The 18,795-nt window shown below is 43.7% G+C and carries 18 protein-coding genes; 13 read left to right on the top strand and 5 right to left on the bottom strand.

Annotated elements, in window-relative coordinates:
- The first annotated feature begins 123 nt into the window (after window positions 1-123).
- The 3 genes from AXF12_RS06650 to AXF12_RS06640 are packed head-to-tail and all read left to right on the top strand — an operon-like array spanning window position 124 to window position 3,212.
- Window positions 124-1,914, top strand: coding sequence for an AMP-dependent synthetase/ligase (locus tag AXF12_RS06650; protein WP_066429409.1), 1,791 nt, complete (start codon window positions 124-126; stop codon window positions 1,912-1,914).
- Window positions 1,889-2,818 (top strand): bifunctional riboflavin kinase/FAD synthetase, encoded by a 930-nt coding sequence (locus AXF12_RS06645; protein ID WP_066429408.1) that lies wholly within the window; start codon window positions 1,889-1,891, stop codon window positions 2,816-2,818. Before AXF12_RS06650 ends, AXF12_RS06645 begins: the two co-directional genes overlap by 26 nt.
- Entirely contained in the window at window positions 2,781-3,212 is a 432-nt protein-coding gene (locus tag AXF12_RS06640) for a deoxycytidylate deaminase (RefSeq protein WP_066429406.1), read from the top strand. Before AXF12_RS06645 ends, AXF12_RS06640 begins: the two co-directional genes overlap by 38 nt.
- Before the next feature lie 262 nt (window positions 3,213-3,474).
- Here AXF12_RS06640 and AXF12_RS06635 read toward each other — a convergent pair whose 3' ends face one another.
- The 4 genes from AXF12_RS06635 to AXF12_RS06620 all read right to left on the bottom strand — a co-directional run bounded on the left by AXF12_RS06635 (window position 3,475) and on the right by AXF12_RS06620 (window position 6,902).
- Window positions 3,475-4,143: an outer membrane beta-barrel protein gene (locus AXF12_RS06635; RefSeq protein ID WP_066429404.1), complete on the bottom strand. Its 669-nt coding sequence runs from the start codon at window positions 4,141-4,143 to the stop codon at window positions 3,475-3,477.
- Window positions 4,144-4,330: 187 nt separating this feature from the next.
- Window positions 4,331-5,059 carry a glycoside hydrolase family 16 protein gene (locus AXF12_RS06630; RefSeq protein ID WP_066429402.1) on the bottom strand — a complete coding sequence of 243 codons (729 nt, stop codon included), beginning with the start codon at window positions 5,057-5,059 and terminating at the stop codon, window positions 4,331-4,333.
- A gap of 153 nt (window positions 5,060-5,212) precedes the next feature.
- Window positions 5,213-6,322, bottom strand: a complete 1,110-nt coding sequence (gene dnaJ / locus AXF12_RS06625) for a molecular chaperone DnaJ (RefSeq protein WP_066429400.1) — start codon at window positions 6,320-6,322, stop codon at window positions 5,213-5,215.
- A gap of 10 nt (window positions 6,323-6,332) precedes the next feature.
- Window positions 6,333-6,902 carry a nucleotide exchange factor GrpE gene (locus tag AXF12_RS06620; RefSeq protein WP_066429397.1) on the bottom strand — a complete coding sequence of 190 codons (570 nt, stop codon included), beginning with the start codon at window positions 6,900-6,902 and terminating at the stop codon, window positions 6,333-6,335.
- Window positions 6,903-7,334: 432 nt separating this feature from the next.
- Here AXF12_RS06620 and AXF12_RS06615 point away from each other — a divergent pair, with 432 nt between their 5' ends.
- The 9 genes from AXF12_RS06615 (at window position 7,335) to mltG (ending at window position 18,028) form a co-directional block, all read left to right on the top strand.
- The gene (locus AXF12_RS06615; RefSeq protein WP_095114437.1) at window positions 7,335-8,168 is read left to right on the top strand and encodes a leucine-rich repeat domain-containing protein; all 834 of its coding nucleotides are present in this window, start codon (window positions 7,335-7,337) and stop codon (window positions 8,166-8,168) included.
- Between the two features lie 106 nt (window positions 8,169-8,274).
- Window positions 8,275-8,475, top strand: a complete 201-nt coding sequence (locus AXF12_RS06610; protein WP_066429393.1) for a heavy-metal-associated domain-containing protein — start codon at window positions 8,275-8,277, stop codon at window positions 8,473-8,475.
- Window positions 8,476-8,480: 5 nt separating this feature from the next.
- Complete coding sequence (locus AXF12_RS06605; RefSeq protein WP_066429391.1) at window positions 8,481-10,895, top strand: heavy metal translocating P-type ATPase; 2,415 nt, start codon at window positions 8,481-8,483, stop codon at window positions 10,893-10,895.
- A gap of 181 nt (window positions 10,896-11,076) precedes the next feature.
- A complete protein-coding gene (gene dnaK, locus AXF12_RS06600; RefSeq protein WP_066429390.1) occupies window positions 11,077-12,969 on the top strand; it encodes a molecular chaperone DnaK in 1,893 nt (630 codons plus the stop codon).
- An 18-nt stretch (window positions 12,970-12,987) separates the two neighbouring features.
- Window positions 12,988-13,125 (top strand): hypothetical protein, encoded by a 138-nt coding sequence (locus AXF12_RS12265; protein ID WP_169792828.1) that lies wholly within the window; start codon window positions 12,988-12,990, stop codon window positions 13,123-13,125.
- An 81-nt stretch (window positions 13,126-13,206) separates the two neighbouring features.
- Window positions 13,207-14,010, top strand: coding sequence for a TIGR02391 family protein (locus AXF12_RS06595; protein WP_066429388.1), 804 nt, complete (start codon window positions 13,207-13,209; stop codon window positions 14,008-14,010).
- A 263-nt stretch (window positions 14,011-14,273) separates the two neighbouring features.
- Entirely contained in the window at window positions 14,274-14,543 is a 270-nt protein-coding gene (gene rpsO / locus AXF12_RS06590; protein ID WP_066429386.1) for a 30S ribosomal protein S15, read from the top strand.
- A gap of 106 nt (window positions 14,544-14,649) precedes the next feature.
- The gene (locus AXF12_RS06585; RefSeq protein ID WP_066429385.1) at window positions 14,650-16,875 is read left to right on the top strand and encodes a polyribonucleotide nucleotidyltransferase; all 2,226 of its coding nucleotides are present in this window, start codon (window positions 14,650-14,652) and stop codon (window positions 16,873-16,875) included.
- Window positions 16,876-16,999: 124 nt separating this feature from the next.
- Complete coding sequence (mltG, locus tag AXF12_RS06580) at window positions 17,000-18,028, top strand: endolytic transglycosylase MltG (RefSeq protein ID WP_066429383.1); 1,029 nt, start codon at window positions 17,000-17,002, stop codon at window positions 18,026-18,028.
- A 76-nt stretch (window positions 18,029-18,104) separates the two neighbouring features.
- Here mltG and AXF12_RS06575 read toward each other — a convergent pair whose 3' ends face one another.
- A complete protein-coding gene (locus tag AXF12_RS06575; RefSeq protein WP_066429381.1) occupies window positions 18,105-18,359 on the bottom strand; it encodes a hypothetical protein in 255 nt (84 codons plus the stop codon).
- A 98-nt stretch (window positions 18,360-18,457) separates the two neighbouring features.
- Here AXF12_RS06575 and AXF12_RS06570 point away from each other — a divergent pair, with 98 nt between their 5' ends.
- On the top strand, window positions 18,458-18,769 hold the full coding sequence (locus AXF12_RS06570; RefSeq protein WP_159429705.1) for a DUF4286 family protein: 312 nt from the start codon (window positions 18,458-18,460) through the stop codon (window positions 18,767-18,769).
- Window positions 18,770-18,795 lie beyond the last annotated feature (26 nt).

The following is an 18,795-nucleotide window of genomic DNA, read 5'->3' as shown; positions in this document are numbered from 1 at the left end:
TATAAAAGATCGACAAGTATTGCTATTTCTTAGTTGTGATTACAAAAAAACTTCGCACTTTTCTTGCATATTCCGTTAATTCTCTGTTATTTTGCAATCTTAATACACAGATATAAGAGAATTATGAATACCGTTACTCGCTTGTTTGATATTCCTTATTATCAGGCAGCTAACTATCCTTTGGAGGATGCCTTAGCGACTAAATACAACGGGGCGTGGGCAAGGACCTCTACTGAGGAGTATATCAAAAAAGCTAATACTGTAAGCCGCGGACTCTTGCGCCTCGGTGTTGAGAAAGGTGATAAGATCGCCGTGATTTCGCACAACAACCGCACTGAATGGCACGTCTTGGACATCGGTCTGCTGCAAATAGGGGCGCAAAATGTGCCCATTTACCCAACCATCACCTTAGAGGATTACGAGTATATCTTCAATCACTCGGAATGCAAATACTGCTTTGTATCTAACAAAGAGCTATTGGATAAGATTACTTCCATCAAGGATAAACTCCCTCATTTGCAAGCTATTTACACCTTTGAGGAGGTGGCTTATGCCCATCATTGGCAAGAGATTTTTGACCTCGGGGCAGATGAGAGCAATCAGGGGGAAGTGGAGGCGCGCAAGGCGGCTATTGGCAAGGACGACTTGGCTACGATTATTTACACCTCAGGCACTACCAATCGCCCTAAGGGGGTGATGCTCTCGCATTGGAATATCATCTCTAACATACTGAATTGCAAGGAACGACTACCGCTGAAGGCAGGTTCGCGTGCGATGAGTTTCTTGCCTGTGTGCCACGTCTTTGAGCGTATGCTGACGTATTTTTATCAATACAATGGCTTGCGGCTTTATTTTGCGGAATCTATCGACAAGGTAAGCGATAACCTCAAGGAAGTGCAGCCCGATATTATCACAGCGGTGCCACGCCTCTTGGAGAAGATTTTTGACAAGATTTTCGCTAAAGGTACGGAGCTGAAAGGCCTCAAGCGATCACTATTTTTCTGGGCAATACGCCTTGGAGAGCAGTATGAGCCTTACGGGGTGAATGGCTGGTGGTATCGTTTCCGCCTTGGGATTGCGCGCAAGCTGATATTCAGCAAGTGGCAAGAGGCATTGGGCGGTCATCTGGGGATGATTGTCTGTGGTAGTGCGGCACTTTCACCTCGTTTGGCACGCATATTTTCGGCAGCAGGGCTTTACGTAATCGAGGGGTATGGGCTTACAGAGACGGCACCCGTAGTGGCGGTGAATCGCCGTGCGGGAAGGCTTTGGCGCATTGGTACGGTGGGCAAGCCTATCGACAATGTAGATGTGAAGATCGCTGAGGACGGTGAGATACTTTGCAAAGGCGAGAATGTGATGCTGGGCTATTACAAAGCACCTGAGCTTACTGCCGAAGCCATCACGGATGGGTATTTCCATACGGGCGACATCGGTGAGCTTGATGACGAGGGTTTCCTTAAAATCACCGACCGCAAGAAGGAGATGTTTAAGACTTCGGGGGGCAAATATGTATCGCCACAACTCATTGAAAACCAGCTTAAGCTCTCGCGATTTATCGAGCAGGTGATGGTAGTAGGCGAAGGTGAGAAGATGCCCGCAGCCATCATTCAGCTCAACTTCCCTTTTGTGAAGGAATGGGCGCGCCGCCATCGCATTAAGATTGGTAAGACTAATGAGGAAATCATCAAGAGCGATAAGGTTTTTGAGCGGGTGAAAGAGGAGGTAGAACGTGTGAATAAGAACTTAGGGCAGTGGGAGAAGATCAAGCTCTTTGCCTTTACCCCTGATGAGTGGAGCATCGATGCGGGGCATCTTACCCCTACGCTCAAGCTCAAACGCCGCGTGATCAAGGAGAAATACATCGATATTTATAACAGCTTTTACAGTGAAAATCATAACGGATCTCTCTAACTTCACTGCTGATAGGGGTACGGTGGTAACCATTGGCACCTTTGACGGGGTGCACTGTGGGCATCAGAAGATCATCAAGCGATTGACAGAAGCCGCGAAAGCCGAAGGGCTGCTCTCTACGGTGTTCACGTTTTTTCCGCACCCGCGTATGATAGTGCAACACGACACGCAGTTGCGCCTTTTACACACCCTTGCCGAAAAGCAGACACTGCTCGCTGCCTTGGGCGTGGATTTGCTCATCGTGCAGCCTTTTGACAAAAAGTTCTCACAGATGTCTGCCGAGGAATTTGTGGAAGAGCTATTGGTGAAGCACTTGCGCGTACAAAAGGTGATTATCGGTTATGACCATCGCTTTGGCAAGAACCGTACGGCTGACATACGCGATATGCACCGCTTTGGCGAGCACTATGGCTTTGCGGTGGAGGAAATATCAGCGCAGGAGGTCGATGAAGTATCGGTGAGCTCTACCAAAGTGCGCGAGGCATTGCTCAGCGGGCAGGTGGAGAAGGCGGAGAGCTATCTCGGGGTGCCCTATAGCCTTACGGGCAAAGTGGTACACGGACAAAAGCTCGGGCGCACGCTTGGCTACCCAACGGCGAATATTCAGGTTGAGGAGGATTACAAACTCATTCCCGCCGATGGGGTGTATGTGGTGTACAGCCTCCTTGAGGGGAGGAAGGTCTATGGAATGATGAGCATAGGCAAGAACCCGACCATTGCGGACAAAGGCAGCAGCATAGAAGTGCACTTCCTCGACTACGATGGCGACCTTTACGATAAGTCGCTCACGGTTTATTTTATCAAATACCTGCGTGCGGAACAGAAGTTTGCTTCTGTGGCGGCACTTCAACAACAAATAGAGCAAGATGAAGAACAATCCCGAAAAGCAATTGCGCTACGATAAAGCCTATATGCGTATGGCATTGGAGTGGGCAAAGCTCTCGCACTCCACCCGCAAGCAAGTAGGTGCTATTATGGTGAAAGACCGTATGATTATCTCCGATGGCTACAACGGTACGCCTACGGGCTTTGACAACTGCTGTGAGGATGAGGAGGGCAACACCCTTTGGTACGTGCTCCACGCCGAGGCGAATGCTATTATGAAGGTCGCTGCCTCTACGCAATCTTCAGAGGGGGCAACGCTCTATATCACAATGTCGCCCTGCAAGGAGTGTAGCAAGCTCATTTACCAATCGGGCATAAAGCGCGTGGTGTACAAAGAAGGTTACCGCGATGACGATGGCTTAGAGTTCTTGCGCAAAGCTGGGGTGGAGATAGTGCATTTGGAGGAGGTATAATATAATGCACAATGGATAATTGATAATGTATAATATTAGAACTCTTGTGCAAAGCTGAGGTGGAGATAGTGCATTTGGAGAAGATTGGGAGTACAATATGTCAAAGAACTTAGTAATATTTCACGCTGCAAAATTACTAAATCCTGACATACCTCACAAAACTAAAGTTGTAATAAAGTTATAATATTTCTATACTCTTGAAAATAAAAGAGACCGCCTTCCCAGCGGTCTCTTATTATTATAAAAACGGAGTTAAATTCTCTTAGTTTAGTTTGTAAGTTAAACCAAAGGTAGGAGTAGTAAAGAAGTTGTTAAATACATTGAAGTCTCCTTTAAATGTATTGGTTGCATCACTTCCTTTTGGTTTACGAGAGTTAAATGAAATAATATCAGATAAGCCAAAATTAATAGCTAATTTTGGGGTAACAAAATAGTTCATTCCTAAGCCTGCCCCGATATTAAATGTGGTGTACTTGTCCTTACTACCACCTCCTACGGGTTGATCGCTTTCGAAATCAAAGCCTAAATCAGCTTGACCATATACTTTAAATCTCTGACCTAACTCGAGTAAGTAATAACGACCAAATAAATCAAAACCGAAAGAACTTACTTTTTGACTTGCATTTGGAACTACTTTACCATATTTTTCACTTGTAGTATCCCACTCTCTTTTAATATTTTTGTATGCTTTGTAGCTAAGTCCAAGTCCTACTGCGAACTTATCAGACAAAAAGTAACCAGCTGCTGGACTTACTTCAAAAAGATTGCTTTTTGAGTCACTATTTGCACCAGCTGTCCATTGACTTGAAAATCTTACGTTACCTTCTAAGAAAAGATTTCCTTGATTAAACCCGAAGTCACCTCCGTCTTGTGCTTGCGCTGCTGCTCCGAAACCGAAGATAGCAACTAATGATAAAATGATTTTTTTCATTGTAATATGTAATTTTAAAAATTAATACTGCAAAGGTAAGCCCTATTTTCGAAACTGCCAAATTTTTTAACACTTTTTTTCTTTGAAAAGTTTCTTAGTGCTGACCTATAATCAATTAGCGAGTAGCTTTTAGTTTATACCTCCTGCTTATACTATAAATTAGCTATTACGAAAGCCTATATTTTTCTTATTTTCTTTTATAAATTTTGACCCAGTCTACTTGTAGTCTAACAGGCTTCTCAAGTCCTTTGTCAATATGTTTTTCTACTTGAAAACAGATATGATGTGTCACCTTAGGAATGGTTTTTCGGTCTTCGAGCGTCCACATTAACTTTCCATCTACGTAAGTCTTGATATAGTCAGGCGTCCACTCCATTGCAACCACGCGCCACTGTGTTTTATCCATATCATAATTATGGTGATGTGTTTTGTGTTCTCCTTGATCATTGACATAATGGATATAGGTATCCCAACGGTGTGTTTCGTACTCTGTTTCAAAGATATCGTTCTCACCATCTTTAGGCCATACTTCACTTTCAGGCCAAGTAAGGGCAACACCACTGGTAGCGTATAGAGGGTCGTGATCCATACGTATCCTAAACTCAAACTTACCATAGAGATAGTTCTTGCGACAGCCTATCCCACCCGCCATAAAGTGCGAAGAATCTGTAGGGTGCTTATCAACGATACAGTTGAGCAAGCCATCTTTCACTTCAATAGCTTCAACACGGCGTTTGTGGTCGGGATTAGTACTCCCTGCATTGTCGTAAATTGTCCAGTTATCCTTATTGAGCTGGGTACCATCGAAATTATCTTCAAAGTCTAAAACCCACTCACCAGAACCCGAGTCGTCTTTTCCACAAGACGACACCATCATTGCAGACATTACTGCCATAAAATAAATAATTTTTTTCATTGTAATATGTATTTTAAATTTTATTCTGCAAAGATGTGACTTATTTTGTAACTACCAAATATTTTTCACTAAAAATAATAAATAGGTTATAACTTTTGTTCTTATTACAAAGCTATAACCTATTTGCTAAAAGCTATTTTCTATTCACTTTCCTTAAGAAAACATTTCTTTTACTTTCTCAAAGAATGACTTATCTTCTTTGGAGGGGTTAGGAGTGAAATGAGTATCGTCTTTCATCTGTTCAAAGAAGGCTTTTTGTTCCTTGCTCAACTCTTTAGGCGTCCATACATTCACGTGGATGATGAGGTCGCCTACCCCACCGCGCAAGCTCGGAACGCCTTTATCTCTCAGACGCAGTATTTTACCGCTTTGGGTGCCTGCTTCTATCTTGATGCGTACCTTGCCTGTTACGGTTTCTATCTCTTTGTTGGCACCAAGTGCTGCCTCTGGCATACTAATGTACAGATCGTAGTGGAGGTTGTCACCCTCACGCTTGAGCTTTTCGTGTTCCTGCTCTTCGATGAGCACTAAGAGGTCACCTGCAATACTATTCTTGGAGGGAGCCTCATTGCCTTTACCATCTATTTTAAGCTGTATGCCGTTCATCACCCCTGCAGGGATAGGAACAGTTATGGTCTCTTCTACGGTCTTCATCCCGTTGTGGTCGCTGCCCTCTGGACGATGGTCAAGCACCTGCCCTGTACCGCCACAATGGCCGCAAGTCGTGGAAGTTTGTATCATCCCCAATATTGTCTGGGCTTGGCGTAGCACTTGCCCTTGTCCGTGACAAGTGGGGCAAGTTTTATAAGTCACGCCTTCGGCTTTTACCTTGCGACGTACTTTGACTTTCTTTTCGGTACCTTTTACAATATCCTCCAAGCTCACTTTTACACGTATGCGGAGGTTTTCGCCTTTTATATAGGTTTGCCCCGAGCTTCTGCCACTGCTGCCAAAGCCAAAACTTGAGAAATGGCCTCCGAAGATATCGCCAAAGTGTGCAAATATATCCTCCATTGAGGAGAAGCCACCGCCTGCTCCCCCTTCAAAGGCAGCGTGACCAAAGCGGTCGTACTGGGCGCGCTTATTCTCATCGCTGAGCACCTCATAGGCTTCGGCGGCGAGCTTAAACTTCTCTTCTGCTTCTTTATCCCCAGGGTTCTTATCGGGGTGATATTTAAGGGCCTGCTGTCGGTAGGCTTTCTTAATCTCCGCCACCGTTGCTGTCTTAGATATCTCTAAAACTTCATAATAATCTTTCTTCATCTTCTGTTACTTATTGACCTACTACCACTTTCGGGAAACGAATGACTTTATCACCGAGCTTATAGCCTTTTTCCACCACATCAATGATTTTGCCTTTCAGGTCGGGCGTTGGGGCAGGTATTTGGGTAATAGCGTCGTGGTGCTCACTATCAAAGGGATCGCCAGCATTTACCTCCACAGGCTCTAATCCTTTGGCTTTAAGCATATTCATCAGTTTGTTGTAGATCAGTTCCACGCCTGTGAGTGCGGTATGGTCGCCCAGCTTGGTGAGTTCTGCCAAAGCTCTGTCAAAATCATCGAGAATAGGCAGCATAGCTGACAAAATGTCCTGTCCTGCGGTTTTAAAGAGTTCGATGCGCTCCTTAGTGGTACGCTTTTTGTAGTTCTCAAACTCGGCAAATAGGCGAACATAGCGATCTCTTTCCTTAGCTAATTCATCGGCAGGATTACTCTCTGAGGTAGTTGTTTCTTCCTCATCCTGAGCCTCTTCAGGCGTTTCATCAAAAACCTCTTGCTCTTCTGGCAAGAGCTCTTCGTTTATTTCTTCTGGTTCTTCTGTATGATCTGTATACTCACTCATAATATTCTTTTTTATAGTTTACCGTGTATATAGCAAAGACTTTGCCAGAGTGCTTTTGCCTGACAAATTGTCAGGTGTTTTTCACCCTGTGGCAGATTTCTGACATAAGAGGATGTTTTTTGAGAAGTATCGAAATAGAAAAACTTTCTTTTCGGTGGTAGTTCGCTCGTGGTTCGATTGTCCTCCGAAGATGGTTCGCTCATATAGGCTGTATTTTTTATAAATAAAATACTGTTATTATATTATTTATTAGAAAGATAAACTAATAACCAGTATTGTTATTTGTATTTTCTCATAAAGAGACCTTTATGATTTTGAGGTAGATCCGTTAAAATTTTTTAATTTCTTTAAAACAAATTCTTGCACATTTTATTATTTTATCGTACATTTGCCGCGAAGAATACACGACAACTTATTAAAGACACTACCAAAATGCCTAAAATTGAGTACATATTGAGCGATGATGGGCACACTCTGGTGGAGTGGTGCCTGAAGAAAACAGCGGAGATTGATATGCCTTCGAGGGTAGAACTCTCTGGGATAGAGGCGATTGCACCGAGAGCTTTTGCTGATTGTAATAAGCTCACGACTTTGGTACTCTCGGAAGGGTTAACTACCATTGGCGAGCGGGCTTTTGAGCGTTGTAAGCGGCTGAATTCAATAGTAATACCCGAGGGGGTGGTGAGTATTGGTGACTGGGCTTTTGCAGATTGTAATGCGCTTGTAGAGGTGCATTTGCCACAGGGGATTACACATATTGGCGAACGTATGTTCTCGAAGTGTGAAAGCCTTACGAATATAGTGCTTCCGCCTAAGGTACAGACTATCGGTGATCGGGCTTTCGGTGAATGTATCTCGCTTGAAGAGGTAGTGCTCCCTGAAGGGGTGACCAGCCTTGGTAAATGGGCTTTTAGCTATTGCTCGAAACTACGGAAGGTATCACTCCCTGAGAGCCTTACCACTATTGCTGATCACGCTTTTTTAGAGTGCCATAGCCTTACAGATATTCATCTGCCCGACAGCCTTGAGATGATTGGCGATACGGCATTCGCTTTTACTTCGCTCACCGATCTTGTGATCCCTGAGGGAGTTAAGGCGATTGGTGAACGGGCTTTTGCAGGGGTGCATTTAAAGCAGCTGACACTGCTTCCCCCCTACCCTCCTACCCTTGGTGAGGCTGCTTTTGACCTGAGAAAGACGATTGTCAATCTGCCTGAGGAGCATCGAGCGCTTTATAAGGAGAAACTCAATTGTGACGGCCACTGACCTGACATAATGTCAGGTGCCTGCCATTGTGGAATATTTCTATGATGAGGAAGGAGTTTGGCACAGTTTTTGACGGTGAATACTAATTAAAATACATATTAAAAAGATGACAACATATCGCATTAATGGAATGGGTTGTGAGGGTTGTGCCTCAACCGTAAAGGAACGCCTTTCGAAGGTAGAGGGCGTAAAGGAAGTAGCAGTGGACTTTGCTGGGAGCAAGGCTACTATTGAAATGACAAAAGAAGTGCCTTTATCGGCTCTACAAAAAGCGTTGGAGGGAACAAGCTATAGCATTACTAAGTAAGCACTATGGAAGAGAACAATACAAATAATACTTTTACTTATTACATAAAGGGAATGAGTTGCGCAGGCTGTGTGAATACGGTGCAGCAGGCGCTTTCAGGTGTTGAAGGGGTGAGCAGCGTTCAGGTAGACCTCAATGAGAAGAAGGCTACCATTGAGAGCGCCGAGGAAGTGCCTTTTGAGGTGCTTGAAAAGTCGCTGGAAGGGACGCACTACACTATCCATAAGACCGCTGAGGAGGCTACGGAGCAACACTCTCTAACGCTTGTAGAAGAAGGAGAGGAAGGTACAGGCGTGTTCTATTGCCCGATGCACTGTGAAGGCGATAAGACTTATGATCACCCTGGTGCCTGCCCTATCTGCGGTATGGACTTGGTGGAGCAAGTAAGCAGTGTTGAGGCTGCTGCCGAAGGCGAGAGGATGAAGCTACGCGATTTGCGGCGTAAGTTCTGGGGCTCAGTGATCTTCACTTTGCCGATTTTCGTAATTGCAATGAGTGAGATGGTGCCGAACAATCCTCTGTACGAGTGGCTGCCTCAAGAGTATTGGAATTGGATACAGTTTGACTTATCGCTACCTGTGGTATTCGGTTTCTGCTGGGTGTTCTTTCAGCGGGCGTGGCGCAGTATTGCAACACTGCGGTTTAATATGTTCACCTTGATTGGTATCGGTGCGGGTGTGGCGTGGCTTTTCAGCGTAGTGGGGCTACTCTTCCCGAATATATTCCCTGAGCAGTTCCTCTCACATCACGGTACGGTACACGTTTACTTTGAGGCTGCTACTGTGATACTGACCCTTGTGATGCTGGGGCAATACTTAGAGGCAATCGCTCACGGTCGCACTCAGAACGCTGTGCAATCGCTGCTTAGCTTAGCGCCTAACACCGCCATAATAGTAGATGAAGAGGGCGATATAGAGGTGCCTATTGACGAAGTAGTGATAGGCGACTTGCTGCGAGTAAAGCCTGGTAGTAAGATCCCTGTTGATGGGCATATCGTGGAAGGCAGTAGCAGTGTAGATGAAAGTATGATCACGGGGGAACCTATCCCTGTGGAAAAACAGGTGGGCGATAAGGTATCGGCAGGCACACTCAATGGTACTGAGGCTTTTGTAATGGAAGCTGACAAGGTGGGTGCTGAGACCTTACTTTCGCAGATTGTGGCAATGGTACAGAAAGCCAGTATGACCCAAGCACCTATACAGAAGCTCGCCGATCGGGTTGCGAGTTATTTTGTGCCTGTGGTGATTGGGATTTCGGTGCTTACCTTTGTGCTGTGGGCTATCTTTGGTGGTGAACACGCCTTGGTATACGCTTTAGTAAATGCTATTGCAGTGCTCATTATCGCGTGCCCGTGTGCACTGGGCTTGGCTACCCCAATGTCCGTAATGGTAGGAGTAGGCAAAGGCGCCCAGAATGGTATACTCATCAAGAATGCGGAAGGCTTAGAGCGTATGAATGTGGTTGATACATTGGTAATCGACAAAACAGGTACGCTTACCGAAGGCAAGCCCGTAGTAGAGCGAATGGTGTTATTCAGTGATATGACGGAAGAGGAGCTCTTACAGATTATCTATTCAATCAATATCAACAGTGAACACCCTCTAGCAAAAGCTACTAATGCGTACGCTGAGGAGAGAGGCGTTGAGCCTTTAAAGATAACAGACTTTAAAGCTATTGCTGGTAAAGGGGTGGTAGGCGCTTATAACGAGCAAACATACTACTTTGGCAATGAAGCCCTACTGAATACTGCTGGAATAATGCTCATAGGTGTCGTAAAAGCAATGGTGACTGAAGAGCAAGCCCGTGGTAAAACAATCTCGTATATAGCTACTAATAAGAAGATTGTAGGGGCAGTGGTGATCTCAGACCCTCTGAAGGCAACTACGGTTGATGCTTTAGCTGACTTACGTGATTTAGGTATGGAGATTATAATGCTCACAGGCGATAATCAACTTACAGCTAAAGCCGTAGCTAAAGCGGCAGGCATCACGGACTATAAGGCAGGAATGTTGCCACAGCACAAGCAGAAAGAGGTAGAGCGCCTGCAAAGAGAGGGCAAGATAGTAGCAATGGCAGGTGATGGCATTAACGATGCGCCTGCTTTGGCACAAGCTGATGTGGGCATTGCAATGGGTACAGGCACCGACATTGCTATTGAAAATGCTGAAATCACCTTGGTAAAAGGTGAACTCAACGGTATTGTAAAAGCAAAGAAGCTCAGCCAAGCGGTAGTGCGCAACATACGTCAGAATCTCTTTTTTGCTTTGATATACAATGCCATAGGAATACCTATTGCAGCAGGGGTGCTATATCCATTCTTTGGTGTCCTCCTCTCGCCGATGATAGGAGCGCTGGCAATGAGTTTCAGTTCGGTAAGTGTGATTAGCAATGCTTTGCGCTTGAGAAGTGTAAAGTTATAGCCTGACATCTTATTTGGCAGGTATTGACAGATTTTGTTATTAAAAACTGACATTTTGTCAGGTTTTTGGAGTTTGGCACAATCATTGTCTATAGTAAGGCGTAAGTGATCAGCGCAAGGGCGCTACCTTACAAGTGATTTTAATGATAATTTAATAACAGAAAAAACAGACAATTAATATTATGGGTAAAATTATAGGAATTGACTTAGGGACCACCAACTCGTGTGTTTCTGTAATGGAAGGTAATGACCCTGTGGTGATTACCAATGCTGAAGGCAAGCGCACCACACCTTCGGTAGTTGCTTTCGTTGAAGGCGGCGAAATTAAAGTGGGAGATGCTGCAAAGCGTCAGGCAGTAACGAACCCTCATAACACGATTTATTCAATTAAGCGTTTTATGGGTAATAAGTTCTCTGAGCTGAGCAAAGAGATTGCGCGTGTGCCTTACAAAGTAGTTCGTGGTGATAATGATACACCACGTGTGGATATTGACGGGCGTTTGTATACGCCTCAGGAAATCTCAGCAATGATTCTCCAGAAGATGAAGAAAACCGCTGAGGACTTCTTAGGGCAGCCAGTAACTGAAGCGGTAATCACCGTACCAGCTTACTTCAACGACGCACAACGTCAGGCTACCAAAGAAGCTGGTGAAATTGCTGGCTTGAAGGTACAGCGTATTATCAATGAACCAACAGCAGCTGCCTTAGCCTATGGCTTGGATAAGCAACATAACGACCATAAGATTGTGGTATTCGACTTCGGTGGTGGTACGCACGACGTTTCTATCTTGGAACTCGGTGATGGTGTATTTGAAGTACTTTCAACTGATGGTGATACCCACCTTGGTGGTGATGATGTAGACGAAAAGATCATCAACTGGCTTGCTGAAGAGTTTGAGAAAGAAGAAAGTTTAGACCTTCGTAAAGACCCTATGGCGCTTCAACGCTTGAAAGAAGCAGCAGAAAAGGCTAAGATTGAGCTTTCATCATCGTCAGAAACTGAAATCAACTTGCCTTATATCACTGCCACAGCTACAGGACCTAAGCACTTAGTACGCAAGCTCAGCCGTGCGAAATTCGAGCAATTGATCGATGATTTAATTCAACGCACTATTGAACCTTGTAAGAAAGCCTTAGAGAATGCTGGCCTACAGGTGAGTGATATCAACGAAGTGATTTTAGTAGGGGGTTCTACACGTATCCCTGCTGTACAAAACGCTGTTGAGAAATTCTTCGGAAAGAAACCTAATAAGAGTGTAAACCCTGACGAAGTGGTTGCTATTGGGGCAGCTATCCAAGGAGGGGTGCTCACAGGTGATGTTAAAGACGTGTTATTGCTGGACGTAACACCTCTTTCACTCGGTATCGAAACAATGGGTGGCGTGATGACTAAGCTCATAGAAGCTAATACAACTATCCCTACTAAGAAGTCACAGATCTTCTCAACTGCTGCGGATAATCAGCCAAGTGTAGAAATCCACGTATTGCAAGGTGAACGACCTATGGCGAACGATAATAAAACTATTGGTCGCTTCCACTTAGATGGTATTCCACCTGCCCCACGCGGTGTGCCACAAATCGAAGTAACCTTTGATATTGACGCCAATGGTATTATCAACGTATCGGCTACTGACAAGGGAACAGGTAAATCGCACGATATCCGTATTGAGGCTTCATCAGGACTTTCAAAAGAGGACATCGAAAAGATGAAACGCGAAGCAGAAGCTAACGCCGAAGCTGATAGAAAGGCTAAGGAAAAAGCTGACAAACTCAACGAAGCTGACGCTATGATCTTCCAAACTGAAAAGCAATTAAAGGAGTTTGGTGATAAGTTGCCTTCTGATAAGAAATCAGCTATTGAGTCGAGCTTAGAAGAACTTAAGAAAGCCTACAATACTGGTGATTTAGGCACTGTAGAACAAGCCTTGAACAAGATGAACGATGTGTGGCGACAAGCCTCTGAGGACATCTACAAAGCACAGCAACAAGGAGGTGCACAGCCAAATGCAAGTGAACCTCAGCAACAAAGCGGTGCTGACAATGTTCAGGATGTAGACTTTGAAGAAGTAAAATAATATTTAAAGAGTATAAATATGTCTTATAAATTAAAGCCAGGTCCAAAACCAATAGCAAAATCTACTGGTGAGGTTGATAAAAGAAGAAGAGATAATAAGGATACGCCAAAGAATAATCCTGCATTAAAACCTTCAAAATCATCTTCTAATAAATAGTAGATTTATTGAATAAACGATATATTACGCATATGTGTAATATATCGTTTTATTTATGTATAATTATCAGGGTGAAAAAATATGAAAAGACAAGTTTTATCAGCTAATATTTTAGAAATGATTTCCAATCTAATTGGGGATACAAATGAAGGATTAAAAGGCTCAGAAATTACTCGATTTTTAGCTCAAGCTCATATAGATGAAAAAGAGGAGGATAAAGCAATGACTAAAAGGATGCGATTGTTTAATGCTTTCGCAAATTTTCAGAATAAAGAGAGATGTTCAAACAATATCTTAAACTTTATTTCATTAGTCCTTTCTCCTTCAAGATATGTTAATGATAAAAGTAAATTTGATAACCTACGAACTAAAATAAACCAACAATTAGCTTTTGTTGGATATGAGTTAAAAGAAGATGGAAAATATAGACTAATACAGAAAGCAAGTACAATTTCTGATGTTCAAATAAAAACAGAGAATCTAAAACAGGAATTGGATAAACGGAACGCTCATGCAGAAATATTTAAATATTGCAAAGAAGAATTATTGCAAAACAACTATTTTCATTCTGTATTAGAAGCGAATAAAGGGTTATTCCAACGAATTAGAGATTTATCTAATATCTCAACAGATGGAATTAATTTGATTCAAGAAGTTTTTAGTTCAAATCCAATTTTGATAATTAATAACTACCAATCTAATTCTGAAAAGAATGAACATACTGGTTTCTGTAATTTATTGAGAGGCTTGTGTTCTATGTTTCGTAACCCAACAGCACACGAACCAAAAGTGGAATGGGAAATAAAAGAGCAAGATGCTTTGGAAATATTAGGAATAATATCTTACTGCCACCGAAGATTAGATAACGCTCAAAAAATACGGTAGATTAGAGATTAAGAATATACAATCAAACCTGAATAGAATTAGGTCAATCTTATGATATATTATGACAAGCTAATAATCAGTTAGTTATAAATATTTTATATATTGAGTTTTTATCTTATATCTACTTAGGAATTAATTAATTATAAAATCTCGTGCATTTAACTTAACTTTTTTTTGTAAAAATATTTGTAGATTAAAATAATTGTCGTAACTTTGCCGCCGAATTAAAAAACGTACATAATAATCATTAAATTAATATTGGAATGTATTTAACAAAAGAAGTTAAGGCTGAACTCTTTGCTAAGCACGGAGGCAGCGAGAAAAACACGGGTTCAGCAGAAGGGCAAATCGCTCTTTTCACATTGAGAATTAATCACCTTACAGAGCACCTGAAGAGAAATCAAAAGGATTTCAATACCGAACGCTCATTGGTGAAGTTGGTAGGGAAACGCCGCCGCTTGCTCGATTACTTAAAGCGTATCGACATTGAGCGTTACCGTAACATTATCAAAGAACTGAATATCAGAAAATAATTTACTGCAAAAAAGGGGCGCACATCGTGTAGCCCTTTTTTGCATTATTCTTTCATTGGCACATTAAACCACAACACGACGCCTTATAATAATTAAATTAAAAGAAATGATTCCAGAACCAAAAAGAGAAATCATCGAATTGGGAGATGGGCGTACCATCTCTATTGAAACAGGCAAGTTGGCTAAGCAAGCCGATGGGTCGGTTGTTGTGCGTATGGGCAATGCAATGCTGCTGGCAACAGTAGTCTCTGCTCGTGAAATTAATCCCGAGACGGACTTTCTGCCGCTCACTGTGGATTATCGTGAGAAGTTTGCTGCGGCAGGGCGTTTCCCTGGGGGCTTCTTCAAACGTGAGGCGCGCCCCAGCGATCAGGAAATCCTGACAATGCGCTTGGTAGACCGCGTATTGCGCCCGCTATTCCCTAAAGATTACCACGCCGAAACGCAGGTGATGATACAGCTCATCTCTCACGATGAGAATGTAATGCCCGATGCGCTGGCAGGTTTGGCAGCCTCTGCTGCGATAGCCGTATCAGATATTCCGTTTGCAGGGCCTATCTCCGAGGTACGTGTAGGGCGCGTAGGGGGTCAGTTTGTGGTAAACCCCAGCAAGGCACAGTTAGAAGAGTCGGATATCGACATTATGGTGGGTGCTTCGCGCGACTTTGTGGCAATGGTGGAAGGCGAAATGGATGAAGTATCCGAAAAGGATATGGCTGAGGCGATTAAGTTTGCCCACGAAGCTATCAAGTCGCACATCGATGCACAGTTGCGTTTAGCTGAGAAGGTAGGCGTACCTACTGAAAAACGCGCTTATGAGCCTGAGGTAGAAAACGAAGAGGTGAAAGCCAAAGTATATCCTTATGCTTACGATAAGTGCTATGCGATTGCTAAGGAAGGAACTACTAAGCAAGAGCGCGGTGAGAAGTTTGCTGCCGTATTAGACGAGTGCTTGGCGTTCTACACAGAGGAAGAGCAGGAAGAGTTGGCACCGCTGGTAAAGAAATACTTCGGTGATGCTGAGAAAGAGGCAGTGCGCCGCTTGATATTAGACGAAGGTATCCGCCTCGATGGACGTAATACCACGCAAATACGCCCTATCTGGTGCGAAATCGACTACTTGCCATCGGCACACGGGTCGTCTATCTTTACGCGTGGGGAGACGCAATCGCTCACTACCGTAACACTTGGTACTTCGCGTGAGGCAAACGTCATCGACCTGCCTACTGAGCAAGGTGAAGAACGCTTCTACTTACACTATAACTTCCCGCCATTCTCCACAGGCGAGGCACGCCCATTGCGTGGTACTTCGCGCCGTGAGATCGGTCACGGGAACTTAGCACAGCGCGCCTTAAAGCGTATGGTGCCTGAGGATTGCCCATACACCGTGCGTGTGGTATCGGAGATATTAGAATCTAACGGCTCCTCATCAATGGCGACTGTTTGTGCGGGTACGCTCGCGCTTATGGATGCTGGGGTGCAGATGATTAAGCCTGTATCAGGGATTGCAATGGGGCTCATCACCGATGGCGATAAGTATGCGGTACTTTCTGACATCTTGGGCGATGAAGACCATCTCGGCGATATGGACTTCAAGGTAACAGGTACTAAGGACGGTATCACCGCTTGCCAGATGGACATCAAGATTAAGGGCTTGACGTATGAAATCCTTGAAAAGGCGTTGGAGCAAGCGCGTGAAGGGCGTATGCACATCTTGGGTAAGATTACCGATACTATCGATGCGCCTAAGCCAACTGTGAAGCCACACGCGCCTAAGATTGTGAAGATGGAGATGCCTAAGGAATACATCGGTGCCTTTATCGGTACGGGTGGTAAGAATATCCAAGACCTACAAGCGCGCACTGAGACTACTATCGTAGTGGAAGAAGTGGGTGAATTTGGTATTGTGGAAATCTTAGGCACGAACGAGGCAGGCATTCAGGAAGCTATTGAGGCAGTGAAAGCGGTGTCGTTTGAGCCTGTAGAAGGGGAAACCTACACCGTAACAGTAACCCGCTTGCTCGAGTTTGGTGCGGTAGTAGAGTTTATGCCCGGTAAGGATACGCTCTTGCACATCTCGGAAGTAGCGTGGGAGCGCACGGATAAGATTGAGGACGTACTCAAAGAAGGTGATGTGCTTGAGGTGAAATACTTGGGTATCGACCCTAAGACAAAGAAGAGCCGTGTATCGCGCAAGGCACTCTTGCCACGCCCGCCACGTGAAGACCGCCCCGAGCGTTCTGACCGTCCGCGTGAAGACCGCCCAAGAGGAGGCCACAACGGGAAGCCACGTAGTGGTAACAACGATCGCAGACACGATAACAAGAGATAGCAGAAGAGCTACTTAGTTGTAACTATAAGCCGCGTACGGAGAGGTGCGCGGCTTTTTTTGATATAAAATAAGTTGGATTAAAATATTTTTTATATCTTTGCACTTTATACTTAAAGATGAAATTATGTTTAAAAAGATTTTAATAACGATAATAATACTGCTCATTCTTGGTGGAGGTTATTGGGCGTATAGTGCTTTGTTACGTTCTAATACAGCTTTCAATGAAAAGGAAGTTGTGCTATACATTTCAACAGGGAGTGATTTTAGCGATGTGATGCACAAACTTACCCCACTACTAAAGGACAGGATAGGTTTTGAGCTCATTGCCAAGCAGCGAGGCTATACAACGAATGTAAAGGCAGGAAAGTATATCATCAAACGTGGAGACTCTAACATCACTATTATAAGGACTTTACGCAACGGCAATAGCCCTGTAAAAGTTCGGTTTAACAATCAGGAACGCATTGAGGATTTAGCGGGACGTATTGCCGAGCAGATAGAACCTGATAGCATAGCGCTCTTACAGTCATTTTTAGAACCTACATTCCTAAAAGATAATGGTTTTACTCCCGAGACAGCTATTGCCATGTACATCCCTAATACCTATGAGTTTTACTGGAATACAAGTGCCACTGAATTTCGTGATCGCATATTAAAAGAGTACCAACGGTTTTGGACAGAAGAACGCAAGACTAAAGCTGCAACTTTAGGCCTAACTCCTGTGCAGGTAAGTACCTTAGCTTCTATCATTCAAAAGGAAACTTCAAAGAAGGAAGAATTGCCTCGTATTGCTGGTGTATATATCAATCGTCTACGCGAAGGTATGAACCTTGGCGCTGACCCTACAGCTATCTTTGCGATGAAACAGTATACGGGGAATTATAACTTAGTAATCAAACGAGTAAACGGTACGCATACAAGTGTAGACAACCCTTATAATACCTATAAATACGCAGGGTTACCTCCTGGACCAATCACTATGCCTGATATTACAGCTATTGATGCCGTACTAAATGCTGAGCAGCACGATTATCTGTATTTTGCAGCTGACCCAGAACGCTTTGGTTATCATAATTTTGCTCGTACTTTTGAGCAGCATAGAATCTTTGCTAAAAAGTACTGGAATTGGGCTAATGAGAAGGGCGTAAAATAATCGCAAAACACTATAAACAAAAAAAGTTATCCTTGTACAAGGATAGCTTTTTTGCTGAATTATTAGGACAGTTACCCTACAAAGCGTTGAGTTCGGCGATGAGTTTACCTGCTTTTTTTGCGAAATCAGCTCTTAGCTGTTTCAGGTAAGTGCCTCTCTTTTCCACTTTGCGATCTGAGATTTTTGAAAGGTACTCATCAAAGGTGCTAAAGATATCGCCGATGAGGGCTTTTCCTTTTTCAGTCTCATACTTTCCTGTGAAGAACGTAGCGTCGAGGATATCGCCCAGCACATTGTGTATGTCCTTCTTTAGATTCTTAATACTTGCCATAATTTCTTTTCTTTTATGTTTCGGCTGCAAAGTTATAAAATATTTTTTGTATATGAAATATTTTCCGTACATTTGCAGAAAAATTAATCTGTATGTATGTGTATAATTTAACAGCTGTGGTGAGCAGAGAAGTGCTCAGTGAATGGCAGCTGTGGCTAAAAGAAGTGTATCAACCAGCAGTGGCAGCGACAGCATCTATTGAGCAACTATTTGTGTACAAAGTGTTGAGCACTGCGGGCAACACCACTACCGACACTACGTATGCACTACATCACCAAGCAGCTACGGCAGCTGACTTAATGGCATTTATCACCGAAGTGTTACCTCCCTATCTACAACTCTTAGCAGAGAAGTTTGGTGATAAAGTACTGCTATTCGGCACAGAACTCAAATTAGTGATTAATGAGTAGAGAGTAGAGAGTAATATTGCTAACGC

The organism is Capnocytophaga haemolytica (assembly GCF_001553545.1).
In the GTDB taxonomy this organism is placed as follows: domain Bacteria; phylum Bacteroidota; class Bacteroidia; order Flavobacteriales; family Flavobacteriaceae; genus Capnocytophaga; species Capnocytophaga haemolytica.
The sequence above is the reverse complement of the archived record's forward strand: the minus strand, read 5'-3'. Positions and strand labels throughout refer to the sequence as shown.